This window comes from Peteryoungia desertarenae, from assembly GCF_005860795.2.
GTDB classification, from domain to species: Bacteria; Pseudomonadota; Alphaproteobacteria; order Rhizobiales; family Rhizobiaceae; genus Allorhizobium; species Allorhizobium desertarenae.
This window is the reverse complement of sequence record NZ_CP058351.1, coordinates 239,684-256,036: the sequence shown is the minus strand read 5'-3', so window position 1 is coordinate 256,036 and position 16,353 is coordinate 239,684. Positions and strand designations below refer to the sequence as shown.

The window sequence follows — 16,353 nt, the reverse complement described above, 5'->3', positions numbered from 1 at the left end:
AGATCATGCCCTGGAGATCGCGTCACTCCTAAAATTTTAAGGATTTTTGACTTGAGACAGAGCCTGCGATAACAATCGGAGGCTTTTTATACTTTTCGCTGCTTTATTAGAATTCTCTACAAATAAACCACGGCGAAAACATCGTGCGCTTTCGAGCCGGAGACAGACCCGGTCGTCGCGCGAGACGCAGCGTCATGCTGTTCTCAACGGATCGCGACCGAAATCTGACATTGTCGCCGTGGCAAACAGAAGGGGCGGCACCGAAATGCCGCCCCTTGGATTGTTCCGACAGATGAAGCCGATCAGCTGTTCTGCGAACCGAGATCGATCGAATGCTTCTCGTCAAACAGGATCTTGATCACCGTATCGTGGTTCTGGAGCGTCACGACATCCTTCCAGCCATCGTCCGTCTGAACGCTGACGGTGGTGTTGCCACCTTCAACGCTTGCCTTCAGGTGCGACATGGCTGTTTCGGCCGTGGCCGGCGCTCCGAGCAAGGTGTCCAGGAGACCGGAGACATCCAGGACATCACCCTCTTCGCTGCTGAAGTCGGTGATGACGTCCGCCACATCAAGCTCGTTCAGCGCAGTTTCGTCAAAGACGAAGGTGTCAGCGCGGTCCGTGCCGGTCATGACCACCTCGCCCATGCCGCCATGCAGCGTCACGCCTTCGGGCTCAGAACCGAAGATCGTGTCAAAGCCGACTTCGACGAAGTTGCCGGTCGAGCCATCGACGAAGGTGAATTCGCCCTCGGCGAAGATCACCTGGCCGTCTTCCGTTCCGCCCGACTGGTCCGTCGTCAGCGAAATGCTGGCGACCCCGTTGGCGGATAGGCTCAACAGTTCGCCTTCGTCGCTGACGCCGTTGTTGTTGCCATCGATCCAGATCTTCAGATCCTTGAAGGCGGCATCGCCCGCATCGATCTTGCCATCGCCATTGCTATCCAGCGAGGCGAGAGCCGCGACGCCGCTTGCAAACTTGCCGCCGTTGAAGTCCGGCGTGAAGATTTCCGAGCCGTTGTCGATGGTGCCGTTTCCATTGGCATCGTAAGCGAGGATGCCGTCATCGCTTGTCCAGGCAATCTGATCCGCGTTGCCATCGGCATCGATGTCGAAGGTTACGCCGTTATCGATCGAGGAGAAGGCAAAGCCGTTCTTGTCGAGGTCGAGGATGATGGGGTCATTAATGCTGAAGTGGCTCTGCAGGTCATCAAGGTCAATGGCCTGGAACTTGGCCAACGTATTGATGTTGCTTAAGACCGCAACAAGCTCACGACTACCAGTACCCCGCCAGTTGTCATCATACCAAACTTCTGCACGGTTCTGTTGCGAGTTCCATGCGATAACGTAGTTGTTCGTCGCGTCGCCCGTGGAAACTGCGTCACGGATCGACTGCGTAGTCAGACCTGTCTGTGACAGAAGCACAACGTTGTTATCTCGGGTTCCCAACGCTCCAATCGAGGCAGCCGTCGATTTACCGGACACGTTGAAGAAGCTCAGCTTATCCTCATTCACGGTGAAGTCGGTAATGGTATCCGTATCGTTGTTTCCAACGACATGGAATATGTCAGCCCCACCATTGCCGGTCAGGACGTCGTCACCGTCATCGGAATTGATCGTGTCATTCCCGGAACCCATCGTGATTCGGTCATTTCCGGTAGTTCCATAAACCTTGAAACCCTCGGTCTGATTGGAAAGATTGACCGTCTGGTTATCGTCCCTGATCTGGATGGTTTCGATATTCGAAATCTGCGCGTCAGATACACTGGTGAAGTCGTCTTTGATGCGAAGGGTATCAGTGCCAAATCCACTGCCCCCGTCGAGTACGGCATCGTTGTCTCGGCCATAGAGTATGTCGCTTCCATCGCCCCCGTAGAGCGAGTCAACACCGTCGTCACCATCGAGGATGTCGTTACCGGTACCGCCGATCAGAACGTCGTTGCCGCTATCGCCGTCAAGTTCATCATTGCCGGCACCACCCACGAGCCAGTCGTTGCCACTGTCACCATCGAGTTTGTCGTCGCCATCCTCGCCATTGAGGTAGTCATCATTGGAATCACCGTTGATGGTGTCGTTGCCCATGCCACCGAACAGAGCGTCATTTCCACTCCCTCCCGAAATAGTGTCATTGCCTCCGCCAGCATCAACAAAGTCGTTACCGGAATTAGCTTCGTACTCCGAACCAGTTGAGCCACCCACGATGGAGTTCGCACTGCTGTCACCGTCGCCGTTGACCGCTGAAGTTGTGGAGCCTGCCACCCAGACCTTCACTGTGGTCGATGTGGCAAGATTACCGTCGCTGGCAGTGACGACAATATCATATACACCCGTTGGCACATTCTTGTTGAAATGTATCTTGGTCTGACCCGTGACTGTGGAAAACGCCCAGTTGCTTGAGGGAAGATTCGCCGTCAACGTCAGACTATTCCCGTCGGGGTCGGTGAACAGGTTGTTCGGTAGGGTGACGCTTTCCGACATATGCAGGGTTGATGTCGACCTCGGCGGAGTAACCGAGTAACCTGAAGCACCAGCAAACGGCTCGAAGCCTACAACCGGAGCACGGTTCAGAACCTCGGGAACCTTTGTCACCGTGATCTCGACATTCTTCGAGGACTGGTCGGTACCGTCGCTGGCCACAACAGTGATGTTGTAGACATTGTTTGCGCCCTGATCGGACGGAGCCTCCCAATCCGGCGATGCCTTGAAGGTCACCGCACCAGTCGAGGAGATGTCGAACCTGTTGGCGTCAGCTCCCAAAAGCGTGAAGGTGACGGGCTGGTTCTCGGCATCCGTCGCGGTTGCCTGATAGATGACAACAGAAGTTGGGGTGTTTTCCGCAACCGAAACACTGTCGCCCGAGGTGATCACCGGCGCATCATTCACCGGGGTGACGGTCAATCTGAAGGTTTCGGATACGTCCGACGAACCATCGGATGCGGTGACGGTGACGTCGATGAAGCCATTTTCATTTTCTGGCGACGTACCGGAGAATGTCCGCGTTATCGGATCGAACTGAAGCCAGCTTGGCAGTGCGCCTCCACCCGCAAGAGTGGCTGAGAGCGTCAGTTGATCTCCATCGACATCGGCAAAGGTATTCGACGGGATCTGGTAGTTGAACACGCCCTCTTCTTCAATGCTCTGGTCCGCGATCGCGTTCGCAACGGTCGGCGCATCGTTCACTGCATTGATCGGGAACGAGACCAGGCCAGTAGCTGTTTTGAAGTCATCAACGCCATTGGTCTGGCCGTTGTCGGATATCGTGTAATTGAAGGACGCCGTGCCGTTGTAGTTAGCAAATGGCGTAAATTCGATGGTTTCTCCTACAATCTCGGCAGTTCCACCGACTACGTTCGTTAGAGCCGTGATGTTCAGTGTCTGACCGGCTTCGTTGGGAGCTCCTTTGCTGTCATTCGCGAGAATATCGGCAATCTGGATAACACGCACACCGCTGTCTTCATCGATAGCCCCAAATACATCATCGACGGCAACAGGAGCATCATTCACGGGCGTGACCGTCAATCTAAATGTTTCCGATACGTCCAACGAACCATCGGATGCAGTGACGGTGACGTCAATGAAGCCATTCTCATTCTCTGGCGACATACCGGATAATGTCCGCGTTATCGGATCGAACTGAAGCCAGCTTGGCAGTGCGCCTCCACCCGCAAGAGTGGCTGAGAGCGTCAGTTGATCTCCATCGACATCGGCAAAGGTATTCGACGGGATCTGGTAGTTGAACACGCCCTCTTCTTCAATGCTCTGGTCCGCGATCGCGTTCGCAACGGTCGGCGCATCGTTCACCGCATTCACAGTGATGCTGACCGTGTCGGTATCCGTCTTTGCACCACCGGAGCCGGTATTGCCATTGTCGCTGGTGGTAATCTTGAGCTGGTCGGTCCCGTTGAAGTTCAGTTTGCCCTGGTACTTCAGACCCACAAGGGCTGCATTGATCGCAGTGACTGAACCGTTCAACGTCACCGTATCGGAGTCGTTACCGTCAACAGTAACACCATTCGTGTTGGGGAGCGTCAGCGTTCCGTTCTGGACTTCCAGAGTAACGGTCACAGCGCCTGCGCCTGCATCAGCGTCAGCAATGCTCAGACCACTGATCACAAGCTCTGAGTCTTCGTCCACTGTCAGCGGAGACGGAACGGTGTTTACCGGCGCATCATTCACCGCCTGAACTGTCACAGTCACCTGCCCGACATTGCTCGTCAGGTTTCCGTCATTCAGCGAAACGCTGATAATGCGATCAGCGCCAGTCGGGCTTTCCGACAAGTTGCCGTAGGTCACAGCCCGCAGGGCCGCTTCGAACTGGGCCTTGGTTGCCATTGCACCCGCAGACGTCAGCGTCAGCTCGCCGTTCGCCGAATTGAAGCTGGCGGAGATATTGCCAAATGCATCCGAGTCATTGTTGTCGAAGGCGAGGACATCCTGACCCGGCTGATAGCCGCCGGTGATCTGAACCACCGCACTTGCCAGTGTCGTGTTGTCCACATCGGAAACAGAGAGGTCATTATCGATGGCGCGAGGGCCATCGCCTTCGACATAGGCAAGGGTTCCACCGACATTCGACAGGACCGGTGCATCATTCGTGCCGGTCACCTCGATGCTGATCTCACCGGTCGCTGTCGCGTTCGCAACGTCTTGCACGGTATAGCTGAAGGTCTCCGTGACTTTCTGCCCCTGGGTCAGGGCCTGTGTTGCAGCGCGGGTATTGTCCAGCGTGTAAACATATTCGCCGTCAGCCTTGATGAACAGATCGCCATAGGCTCCGGAGATCGTTTCGCCATCGGCATCGATCTCTCGATTGCCAACCTTGGATACGGACAGCTGATCGACAAGCTTCGGCGGGGTGTCGGTTGTGACATTGCCGTCGGTGTCGTTGGTCAGGACATTTCCGGAAGCACTCGGCGTTCCAGCAATTGCGTTGTCTACACCCCCCGCCTCAACGACAGACCCGGCGTCCGTACCTGCGACCGGCGCCACATTGACGACATTCCCGATCGCCATCGTGTATCCGCTCTGGCCATCACCTGTTTCGCCGAACTGGACGAACTCGACGCCCTTCACTGTCGCGATGACAGTGTCACCTCTTCTGATGGTATAGGTGTCATCGTCCGACATAGTGAAGACATAGTCGGTCCACACGCCCGCCAGTTTGACGGTGTCGGAACCGCCGCCGTCCAGGATCTGGACCGTGCTCCCGCCAAACTGGGACAGGTCGATCGTGTCGTTCCCGGTCCCGCCGTTGATGACGACAGTGGACGGGGCAACAGCCGAGCCAGTCACATCATTCAGGATCACCGTGTCGCCGCCGGTTCCGAGGTTGAACGTGACCCGCTCTATCTCGTCGGCGCGGACGGAGCCAGCATTCGGGCCAGTATAGGACACACGGATATCGGTCTTGTCGTCAGCCGGGGTGATCTCGGTTGCACCAGTCACTGCACCAAGGGTGAAGGTTCGGGCAGTGGCATCACCATTGAAGACCAGTTCATCGTAATTGGGGCTGGTTGATCCGGTTTCTGATCCACCATCGACGATGTCGTCGCCGTCACCGACATTGTGAATGATCCGGTCGTCACCAGCGCCGCCGCGCAGCGTGTCATTGCCCTTGCCGCCGACGAGGATGTCGTCCTTGTTGCCACCGATCAGAATGTTGTCAGCATCGTCGCCGATAAATTCCACCGCAGAGTTCGGGCTCTTGTTCTCGACATTCTCGATGCCGACCACAGTGCTGCCGTCGTAATGGCCACCGGTGATCGTGCCACCTGCCAGGTTCACAGTGACTTTGCTACCTGGAGACTTAACGTGCAGGGTGTCAGTCCCTTCTCCACCGTCGAACAATGTCGTCTGTGAGTGACTGTCACCACCCAGAACGTCATCACCCTTGCCGCCGAAGAGACGATTTACACCTTGACCACCGGTGAGACGATCATCGCCATCACCGCCAATGACGGTATCGTCGCCAGCATTTCCGTGAAGCGTGTCGTTATCGGCTCCACCGTCGATCGTATCATCGCCGGCGCCACCCCAGATTTGGTCGGCCCCGTTGCCGCCGCTGATGTCGTCATTGCCACCGAGGCCTGAGATCAGGTCATTTCCGTCACCACCAGAAATCTTGTCGCCCTGAACATCTGAGCCCTGCAGGATGTCGTTGCCCTTGCCGCCATCGGTTTCGATCTGCGTGGTTTCGGAGGTAGAGTATCCCTTCGGCAGGAGGATGATGTCGTCACCCTCCGTCCCCTCGAAGCGCTCGACGCCTACGAGACCAAGGCTTGAATTGGCGCGGTCGAAGACGAAACCATTCGCGCCGGAAGCCGGTTCGAAGCGGACTGCGTCGAAGCCAGTACCACCGTTGAGGCTATCACCTTCGCCGGAGCGACCGTTGATGTCGATCCCCACGGTCGAACCGTCACCCCTGGTAAAGGTGCGCGGACCGAAACCGCTGACAACGTCGATGTCTGCAGAGACAATCAGTGTGTCGTCGCCGAGACCGCCATTCAGCGTGTCATTGCCTTTGCCTCCAATGAGAAGGTCGTTGCCATCGCCACCATTCAGGATGTTGTTCGTGCCTCCGCCGACGAGGATGTCATTCCCGCTACCGCCGGTCGCGCTCACCACACCAGCCATACCGTCGCGACCAATAATATTGTCGCCGGGACGATCGGTCGCCGTGTCGGCTGCAACGGTCTGGCCGTCTCGGGTCACCGAGAAACCAGACAGGTTGACGAAAACATCTGACGTCAGGTTGCTATAATCGATAGATCCAATGCTACCGGCTGCATCCACGCGCACCGTGAAGGCACCCGTCGCAGGGTCACCATCGCTGTCCACGGCGGTCACGCCGAAGGTCAGATCCAGGTGCTGTGCCGAACTTACTGGCGAGGTATGATCGAGAGGCTGCCGAAGATCAAATGTATAGGAGCCAGTTGATGAATTCGGCGTCACGGTGAAGACCACATTCGTGGCCACAGCCGAAGCCGGCACGGCATCGACATAAGCAACGAGCACGCCGCTGATGAGTGTGAACGACACTGCTTTGCCATTCGAGCGGAGCTCGCCGATAGTCGTATCGGTATGATCCTTCACACCAACATTGGCAGACATCACAAGCGCGCGTGCCGCACCGTCGTCAGCGCCCCAGTCCAGGCCATTCAGGCTCGCAGTGACTGTCCTGGTGCCGTCCTCCGACACTTCACTACGCGCATTGTCGTCAAAGACTGGTACATCGTCCCGAACATCAACCGTGAACGAGCCCGTGATCGTGTCACCGTCGCTGTCCGTCGCCGTGTAGTTGAAGGTCAGAGACAGGTCGTTCTCGACACCCGTCCCCTCATTCGTCGCATGGTCCAGCGGCTGCACAAGACGGAACTCATAGGAGTCCCGATCGTCATCCGAAAGGGTCACATAGAAGACAACATTTTTGGACACTGTCTCGACACTGAAGTCTGTCGGCGCTGCCTCACCCGTGTAACCGACCAGAACGCCGTTGATCACCGTAAAGCTGACCGGCTGGCCCAGAGAGGTCAGCGTCTCGCCATAGGCGCCAACAACACCGACACTGCTATTCGTGAAGGCAACCGAACGGTCGCCATTGCCACCAAGATCACTGTCACCATCATCCGCACCCCAGCGGATGTTCAGCGAACCATCAGCGACCTGAAAAAGACCATCGTCCTCGTCATTGCCATCGTTGACCGCCTCATCCTCGGCTCCGCTGCGCTCCTCTTCTCCACGAACAGGACTGTCGTCGATAACCCGGACGGTGAAGTCGTTCTTGACGATGTCGCCATCACCATCACGGGCGGTGAAGGTGAACTTGAAGGAGATCACATCTTCGTTCGACGCGCCGGAGGCCTTCACAGGATGGTCGAGTACGCCCTTGAGTTCAAACTCATAGGATCCGCGATCGGCATCCATGAGATTCACCGTGAAGACGAGATTGCCTTCGACACTGCCAGCGCGCGCCGTCAGTTCCGTACCGTCGCCCGACAATGTGTAGACAAGAGCCCGGCCTTCCGACGTCAGGCTGGCAAGCGTCGCACCGCCACCGCTGACGGTCAGGAACTCGGCGACCTCACTTGCCGTCAGAACACGCGCAGCACCCGTCCCCGTCGCGAACACGACCGAGCGGTCGCCCGAGACCTGCGTGCCGGTAAAGCCGCCGTTTTCATTCTTGTTGCCGTCGTCGCCGCCCCAGAAGATGTTAAGCGGGCCGCCGGCCTTGGCCGTCGTCAGGTTCATAGGCATGCCCATGAACGATGTGTCATTGTCGAGATCGCCCGAGCCGGAGGTACGATCTTCGTTGCCGCCGGTAAGTTCTTCTTCTTCAACAACACGGGCCAAAATCGTGCCCATGGCAATCGGCTGGTCGTCGATCACCTTGACCGAGAAGGTCGCAGGCTCGGTCACGTCGCCGTCGCTGTCGGTCGCGGTGAACTGGAAGGTCAGGATCTGGCTGTCTTCTCCCTCATCTGAACCCTGGTGATCCAGCGTGTCGAAGAGCTTGAAGGCATAGGAACCCGCTTCCGCATCCGACAGGGCAACCTGGAAGACGACATTGGCGGAAACAGCCGCATCCTCGTTTGTCGGCACAGTGGTCGGCACGACAGAACCGGTATAGGCAAGCAGGACCTGCTGGCCGCTCATGGTTACAATCGTGTATTTTATGGTATCGCCATCGGAGGTCAGGTTCAGAGCCTCAAGGTTCGCGATCGCCTGCGGGCCAAACTGGACTGAGCGGTCACCCGGCTGGCCATCACCATCATTGGCATTGTCCGAGCCCCAGGAGATCGAAAGCGTGCCACCGGTCATGTGCGTGGTCACATCGTTGAAACGCGGGTTCCAGAACGGTCCGGACCAGCTGTCCGCGTCATCTGCGCCCCGTGGATCCTCAATCAAATCATTGCCGTCGCCGGCAACCTGACGCTGCTCTTCCTCGACCACGCCGCCCGCAAACGGCGTGCCGATCATGGCAACATCGTCCCGAACATCAACCGTGAACGAGCCCGTGATCGTGTCACCGTCGCTGTCCGTCGCCGTGTAGTTGAAGGTCAGAGACAGGTCGTTCTCGACACCCGTCCCCTCATTCGTCGCATGGTCCAGCGGCTGCACAAGACGGAACTCATAGGAGTCCCGATCGTCATCCGAAAGGGTCACATAGAAGACAACATTTTTGGACACTGTCTCGACACTGAAGTCTGTCGGCGCTGCCTCACCCGTGTAACCGACCAGAACGCCGTTGATCACCGTAAAGCTGACCGGCTGGCCCAGAGAGGTCAGCGTCTCGCCATAGGCGCCAACAACACCGACACTGCTATTCGTGAAGGCAACCGAACGGTCGCCATTGCCACCAAGATCACTGTCACCATCATCCGCACCCCAGCGGATGTTCAGCGAACCATCAGCGACCTGAAAAAGACGATCGTCCTCGTCATTGCCATCGTTGACCGCCTCATCCTCGGCTCCGCTGCGCTCCTCTTCTCCACGAACAGGACTGTCGTCGTTCACGCTCACCGTGAACGTCGATGTCGCCCTGTCGCCGTCGCTGTCACGGACCGTGAAGCCAAACTGGATCGCCAGATCTTCCTCAACCTGTCCTGTTCCGGAATTTCTCTCCGGATGATCCAGATTGCCAAAGAGCGTGAAGGAATAGGAGCCGGTTCCTTCATCAGACAATGTCACATCAAAGACTGCGTCACGGAAAACGCCTTCGAATGACGGCGTGGGGCCTTCTTCGCCCTCGATAAGCGGGATCACAGGGCCTGAAAAACTGGCTGGTTTGTAAGCAACCAAGGTCTGGCCGTTGTTTTGAAGCTCTATCACCAGACGCACGCCGTCTGACGTCAGACCCAGGGCCTCGAGCGCTGCACGCTGGGCCTCGCTGAAGTAGACAGCGCGGTCATTCGCCACACCGGTGGTATTGCCGCCATTGACGGAGGCATTGCCGTTATCTGCACCCCAGTTGATGTTGAGGTTGCCCCCAACTGTGAGCCCGTCTGAAACAAGAACAGGCCTCAAGACATCGATCGGTCCTTCCGACTCTTCGATCGGCGTTTCTCGCACCGGCTCATCGTCACGATTGCCGCCGCGCAAGAAATCCTCGTCAACTCGGGCTGCTTCCGTTCCTCCAATCAGCGGTGCATCGTCCTGAATATCGATGCTGAAATTGCCAATGACGAAGTCACCATCAAGATCGGTCACCGTGTAAGTGAATCCAAGGCGCAGAAGATCGGCAAGATTGTCCTGACTGCCGTTTTCACCAACATCCGGGTGATCGAGCTTGCCCACGAGCTCGAAGGTGAAGGCGCCCGTGACGCGGTTGTCGACCGTGATCGTGAAGACCGTATTGCCGGCGGAATCGACACCACGAAGGGCGAGGAAATTCAGGACAGTGCCATCAGTCGGTGGCGCAAATGTCTCGATCGAGATTGCCAGTCCACCGGAGGTGAAGCCGGCAAGCGTCTGCGGACCATTGCCCTCTTCATCGACATTGGTCGCAGCGACAAAGCCGATCGCCGTGATCGTGCCGAAGTCAGGTCCGGGATTGAAGGGCAAGACACTGCTGAAGCGCTGGTTGCCAGCAATCGTATCTGCGATGAAGGCTTCATCAAAAAGGAAGGGTGCAGTCAGCGGAAACGGGATCGAGGGCTCACCATCGTCCACCCCATTGTCGGTCGCCGCAAGGCTCTCACTGAAGTTTGTGCCCTCCAGAAGGCCGACCAACTCAAACTCTTCCGGCCCACCGTCGAAGGGACCGTCATCGAAGTCACCGCCACTGCTCGGTGACTGGCTGGATGCCGAGAAAGATCCATCCGGACCAGCCGCAACATTGATGTTGCTGTCTTCGAGGGCAGCGAAAAGGACCTGCTGGGGCAGTTCGACATCTGCAATGATAAAGGTCGGGATCCGCGCCGCGCCGTTGACAATGGTGATTTCGGAACCATCGGCCTGGACCAAGATAAGATCAGGTCCGTCGACACGCAATTCGTCAATTGAAACGGTCACAGGAAGACGTACGACATTGTTCTGGTCGGGGATTATCCGACTTGGAACCGGCTCCGCGGTCGCTTGCTGGATAGGGCCTGTTGTATCTGTTGTCTGCGCCTGCGCGACTTCGAGCTCAGGAAAACTGTCTGTGCCAGAAGCAAACTCAAGGCTCAACTCCGTCTCGAATTCCGAAGCGGCTGCATTGTTTTCAAAGGCGGACTGACGCGGATCTTCAACAGACATGGTAACTAACCCCTTAATTTGCCAAGATGCAATTAATGGGCGAGCAGCGCTGAAAGCAACGGCTTGTTAACCGACTTGGCATAGCCCGTTATGCAAGTTGCGACTTTTCTTGAGAGATCGTTAATTGCGGTGCCAGGAAACCGCTGAGGGCCAATCGAAACGGTCCGACCTCAGTGACTTCAGATGACATACAACTCTCCCAGCCTGCGGACTGGCTGTCAGGTCCAATGCAAAAGACCGCCTCCGGCAAAGCTGGAAGGCGGCCCGATTCGGTGAGCACGGATCTGCGGCAGAGGCGTCAGTCTTCCTTGAAAATCGGATCGCGGACAAAGGGGCCACCCTGATAGATGGCGATTGGATCTTCAGGCGCTGGTCTGGGGACGGTCGCGTCAAGTTCGGCCCTGAATTGCTCGGCATTGTCCTTTGGCTTCCAGCCCAGATAGGACACATGCGCGTTGTCCCACCATTTCGCGTCATTGTTCGAGCAGCCCCAGATGACGGGGCAGCCCAGGCGGGGAACGCGGAAGATGCATTCGATCATCGACAGGAAATCATTGCGGCTCATCCAGGTGGACAGCATGCGATGATTGGTCGGCTTTTCCATGCAACTGCCGATCCGGACCAGCGCTGTCTCCTGACCGAACTTGTCGTGATACATGTGTGCGAGCGCCTCACCGAAACATTTGGAGACGCCGTAGAGACCATCGGGACGAAACGGAACGTCTCCGTTGAGATATTCGTTCTGTTGATAAAAGCCGATCGTATGGTTGGAACTGGCGAAAACGATCCGTGGCATGCCATTGGCGCGCGCGGCTTCGTAAAGGTTGTAGAGACCGAGAATATTGGCATTCATGATCTTGGAAAACTTGTCTTCGACTGAAATACCACCGAGATGCACAATGCCATCGCAGCCTTCGACCAGCCGGAAGACCTGATCCCGATCGCCAAGATCGCAGGTGAAAAGCTCTTCATGGGGCTGCCCATCGCCCAAGTCCACGATATCGGACAGCCTCAAGGTGTCAGCCACGCTTTTCAATCGACCGCGCATCGCCTTGCCAAGGCCACCCGCCGCACCTGTTACCAGCAGTCTCTTCACGAAATTACTCCCTTATATGCCGATTGGCTGTTCAACTTATCATACAGGTGGTGTATTCTCAGTCAATATTGACAGGAAATGCTGCTTTTGCTTGGCGAACCTCCCAGACGGGTTTACGACTATGAAGCGGCAATGACTGAGATTGACAGGGGGAAAGCATGGCATCACAGGCCAAACGGGAAGCCGGAACCGGAACTCTGACGGAGCGGTTGAGCGACGCCTTGCGACGCGAGATTGTCAGCGGACGCTACCCGCCTGGTGCAAAATTGCCCAGTGAAGCGCAACTGTCAGAGGCCCATGGCGTCTCACGAACGGTCGTGCGCGAGGCGGTCGCGGCGCTCAGGGCGGACAGGCTGGTGGAAGCACGTCAGGGTGCGGGGGTTTTCGTTCTGGAATTTGCACAGAATACGCCCTCGCCTTTATCCGTTGCCCATCTCGATCTTGATCGCGTCTCCTCCATGATCGAGCTTCTTGAACTCAGAACGGCGGTGGAAGTTGAAGCTGCGGGTCTGGCGGCACTCAGACGCTCTCCGGCGCAGGAAGAGGTGATCCTGGACAGGCATTATGCCGTTCGCGCCTGTCTTGAAGCGGGTCGATCCAGCAGTGACGCAGATTTTGCGCTCCATCTTGCCATCGCTGAAGCGACTAATAATCCTCGCTTCCGGGAGTTTCTGGCGATGATCGGCAAAAGCGTCATCCCGCGCGCAGCGCTTCGCGGGGAAGAAAGCGAGGACGATCAGGCCGCCTATATTCGTCTGATCGATGCCGAACATGCCGATATCGTTGAAGCGATTTCCAGTGGTGACGAAGACGCCGCGCGCGAGGCCATGCGACGCCACTTGCGCGGCAGCCAGGCGCGTTATCGTGCACTTCTGCGGGAGCAAAGACAACCTGTACGATGAGTATTGACAGAAGGCTGCATAATACGTATGACAACTTGGCCGGAGGAGGCCAAGAGAGGAAATTCGATTATGACGCCGCAAGAAATCAAGGCCGCGCTCGGCGCGGGCCTTTTGTCCTTTCCCGTTACCCATTTTGACCATGAGGGGCAGTTTCATCCGGAAAGCTATGCCCGCCATGTGGAATGGCTATCGGGTTATGACGCGCCGGTCCTCTTCGCTGCAGGTGGTACCGGTGAATTCTTCTCCCTGTCCCCGCAAGAGATCCCCCGTATCGTCGCGACCGCCAAGGAAGCTGCAGGCAAGACAGCTATCGTTTCCGGTTGCGGCTTCGGTTCCGTCGTCGGGGTGGAAGTCGCAAAAGCTGCAGAAAAAGCTGGCGCGGACGGCATTCTGCTGCTCCCGCATTACCTCATCGACGCTCCGCAGGAGGGCCTGTACCAGCATGTGAAGACGATCTGCCAGTCGGTCGGCATCGGCGTCATGGTTTATAATCGGGATAATTCGGTGCTTGCGGTCGATACCTTGCAGCGCCTGTGTGATGAATGCCCGAACCTGATCGGTTTCAAGGATGGTACGGGCGAGATCGGTCTTGTCCGACAGATCACCGCCACCATGGGTGATCGTCTCATCTATCTTGGCGGGATGCCAACGGCTGAACTCTTTGCGGAAGCCTATCTTGGCGCAGGCTTTACCACCTATTCCTCCGCAGTCTTTAATTTCGTCCCCGGCCTTGCCGTTGAATTCTACCAGGCCCTTCGCGCTGGCAATAACGCGCGCTGCGAAGAAATTCTGAAAGGTTTCTTCTATCCGTTCATGGACATCCGCAATCGCCGCAAGGGTTATGCCGTCGCTGCCATCAAGGCCGGCGTGCGCCTGCAGGGATTTGACGCAGGCAAGGTGCGCGCGCCGCTCGACGACCTGACGGCGGAAGAAGAGCAGATGCTCGCCAAACTCATCGAACCCTGGAAGCGCTGACCATGAAAATCGTCGAGGTTCGCACACACCTGCTCGAACATCGCCTTGCGGTTCCCTTTCAAAGTGCCTCCATGCGCTTTGATCGGCGCGCCCATGTGCTGGTCGAGATCGTGTGCGACAATGGCCTGACGGGCTGGGGCGAATGCCTTGGCCCGGCTCGCCCGAATGCTGCTGTCGTCGCCGCCTACCGGAACTGGCTGATTGGCGCAAATCCGCTTGAAACCGAGAAGATCTGGGCCACGCTCTATAATGCCCTGCGCGACCAGGGCCAGCGAGGGCTGACATTGACAGCCCTTTCAGGCGTCGACATCGCGCTCTGGGACATCAAGGGCAAGCATTTTGGTGCATCCGTCTCCATGCTTCTTGGAGGACGGTTCCGCGAAAGCGTCAAGGCCTATGCGACCGGCAGCTTCAAGCGCGACGGTGTTGACCGGGTCGAGGACAATGCCAATGACATTGCACTCTATCGCTCTCAGGGCTTTCACGCATCGAAGATCAAGGTCGGCTTCGGGATCGAGGAGGATCTAGCGGTCATCAAGGCGGCACGGGAGGCTGCAGGCCCCGATATGCGTCTGATGGCCGATGCCAATCACGGCTACGGGGTGCTGGAGGCGATCGAGTTTGGCCGCCGTGCTGCCCCCTACGGTATTGACTGGTTCGAAGAACCTGTCGTGCCGGAGCAACTGGCGGCCTACCGGGAAGTGCGCGCCAAGCAACCGATCCCGGTTGCGGGTGGCGAGACCTGGCATGGTCGCTGGGGCATGAAGGAACCGATCGAAACCCGCGCAATCGATATCGTTCAGCCGGATCTGGCGGGCGTCGGTGGCTTCACGGAAGCCAAACGTGTGGCAGATCTTGCAGCACTCCATGGCGTGCGTGTCGTACCGCATGTCTGGGGGACCGCCGTCCATATCGCTGCGGCCCTCCAGTTCATCGCCGCGATGGTTCCGGATCCGGTCAGGGTCAATCCGGTCGAACCCATCCTGGAGTTTGACCGGACAGACAATCCTTTTCGCCAGGCCGTCATCCAGACCCCGCTCGAACACGAGAACGGTGTGGTGGCCATTCCCGATGCGCCCGGCCTCGGGATCGAGATCAATCGGGATGCCCTGAAGGAATTCAAGATGAAGGACGAGGCATGAGCCTGATCCGCACCCTTTCCGGCCGCAAGCCAGCGATCACCCTGCCCAAGGGCGCGATCGATACGCAGATGCATGCTTACCTCCCTGCCTTTCCGGCCGTTTCGGGCGGGCCGGGGCTTCCGGCGGGTGCTCTGCCGACGCCGGAGCAATACCGTAAGTTCATGGACTGGATCGGCATCGACCGGCTCATCGTCACGCAGGGCATGGCGCATCAGCTCGATAACGCCAATCTGATTGCCTGCCTTGAGCATTTCGGCGACGTCGCCTGGGGTATTGCCGCTGTCGATCAGACGACCAGCGAAGCGGAACTCGACCGTCTTTCTGCCGCCCGCGTTCGCGGCGCACGGATCATGAACCTGCCGGGCGGGGCTGCCAATCTGACAAAGCTCGAGGAAGTGGATGCGATTGCCGCAAGCCGTGACTGGATGATCGCCATCCAGTTTGATGGCAGCGACATCCTCGACTACGAGGAGCGGCTGTCGAAACTGAAATCGCGCTGGGTGCTGGATCATCACGGCAAGTTCTTCTGCGGAGTAACACCGGACAGTCCGCAGGTTCAGGCAACCAAACGGCTGATCGACGGCGGTCGCTGCTGGTTCAAGTTTGCCGGTGCCTATGAGAGCTCGAAGTCGGGCGGACCGGACTTTGCCGATGTTGCAGCCGTTGCCCGGTCGATTGCGAGCCACGCCCCCGAACGCATCGTCTGGGGCTCGAACTGGCCGCATAATCTGGCCCGCACACAGGCTGATTATCCCGATGATGCTGCCCTGACAGACACGGTCCTTGGCTGGCTGAGTGATGAGACTGCGCGCCACAAGGCTCTGGTGACGAACCCGGAAGAACTCTTCGGGCTGAAGGACTGACGCTGACCGACGACCGCGGCCCGACCACCGGGGCCCGACCACCGAGGCAAAGACTGCGGCCGTGACCAATTTTCGAAAAATGGAGCTGGGTGAGTTCCATGTGCAAATGCCACCTGGACAGAAGTTCCCGGTGGATTGAAC

The 16,353-nt window shown here is 57.6% G+C and carries 6 protein-coding genes; 4 read left to right on the top strand and 2 right to left on the bottom strand.

Going from position 1 to position 16,353, the window contains the following annotated elements; genetic code table 11:
- Positions 1 to 302: 302 nt before the first annotated feature.
- Both FE840_RS18535 and FE840_RS18530 read right to left on the bottom strand, forming a co-directional pair.
- Positions 303 to 11,234 (bottom strand): T1SS-143 repeat domain-containing protein, encoded by a 10,932-nt coding sequence (locus FE840_RS18535; protein WP_179028220.1) that lies wholly within the window; start codon positions 11,232 to 11,234, stop codon positions 303 to 305.
- Positions 11,235 to 11,532: 298 nt separating this feature from the next.
- On the bottom strand, positions 11,533 to 12,330 hold the full coding sequence (locus tag FE840_RS18530; protein ID WP_138289482.1) for an NAD-dependent epimerase/dehydratase family protein: 798 nt from the start codon (positions 12,328 to 12,330) through the stop codon (positions 11,533 to 11,535).
- Between the two features lie 158 nt (positions 12,331 to 12,488).
- On the opposite strand from FE840_RS18530, the gene FE840_RS18525 reads away from it, so the two are divergent.
- The 4 genes from FE840_RS18525 to FE840_RS18510 all read left to right on the top strand — a co-directional run bounded on the left by FE840_RS18525 (position 12,489) and on the right by FE840_RS18510 (position 16,212).
- Complete coding sequence (locus tag FE840_RS18525; protein ID WP_138289484.1) at positions 12,489 to 13,232, top strand: FadR/GntR family transcriptional regulator; 744 nt, start codon at positions 12,489 to 12,491, stop codon at positions 13,230 to 13,232.
- 69 nt (positions 13,233 to 13,301) lie between these two features.
- Positions 13,302 to 14,207 (top strand): 5-dehydro-4-deoxyglucarate dehydratase, encoded by a 906-nt coding sequence (gene kdgD / locus FE840_RS18520; RefSeq protein WP_138289486.1) that lies wholly within the window; start codon positions 13,302 to 13,304, stop codon positions 14,205 to 14,207.
- Positions 14,208 to 14,209: 2 nt separating this feature from the next.
- Positions 14,210 to 15,349 carry a mandelate racemase/muconate lactonizing enzyme family protein gene (locus FE840_RS18515; protein WP_138289488.1) on the top strand — a complete coding sequence of 380 codons (1,140 nt, stop codon included), beginning with the start codon at positions 14,210 to 14,212 and terminating at the stop codon, positions 15,347 to 15,349.
- Positions 15,346 to 16,212: an amidohydrolase family protein gene (locus FE840_RS18510; protein ID WP_138289489.1), complete on the top strand. Its 867-nt coding sequence runs from the start codon at positions 15,346 to 15,348 to the stop codon at positions 16,210 to 16,212. The genes FE840_RS18515 and FE840_RS18510 overlap by 4 nt, the downstream gene beginning before the upstream one ends.
- The last annotated feature ends 141 nt before the right edge of the window (positions 16,213 to 16,353 follow it).

Coding starts and splice junctions, on each gene's coding strand:
- kdgD (WP_138289486.1), top strand. CDS start 13,302: ATGACGCCGCAAGAAATCAAGGCCGCGCTCGGCGCGGGCCTTTTGTCC.
- FE840_RS18535 (WP_179028220.1), bottom strand. CDS start 11,234: ATGTCTGTTGAAGATCCGCGTCAGTCCGCCTTTGAAAACAATGCAGCC.
- FE840_RS18525 (WP_138289484.1), top strand. CDS start 12,489: ATGGCATCACAGGCCAAACGGGAAGCCGGAACCGGAACTCTGACGGAG.
- FE840_RS18510 (WP_138289489.1), top strand. CDS start 15,346: ATGAGCCTGATCCGCACCCTTTCCGGCCGCAAGCCAGCGATCACCCTG.
- FE840_RS18515 (WP_138289488.1), top strand. CDS start 14,210: ATGAAAATCGTCGAGGTTCGCACACACCTGCTCGAACATCGCCTTGCG.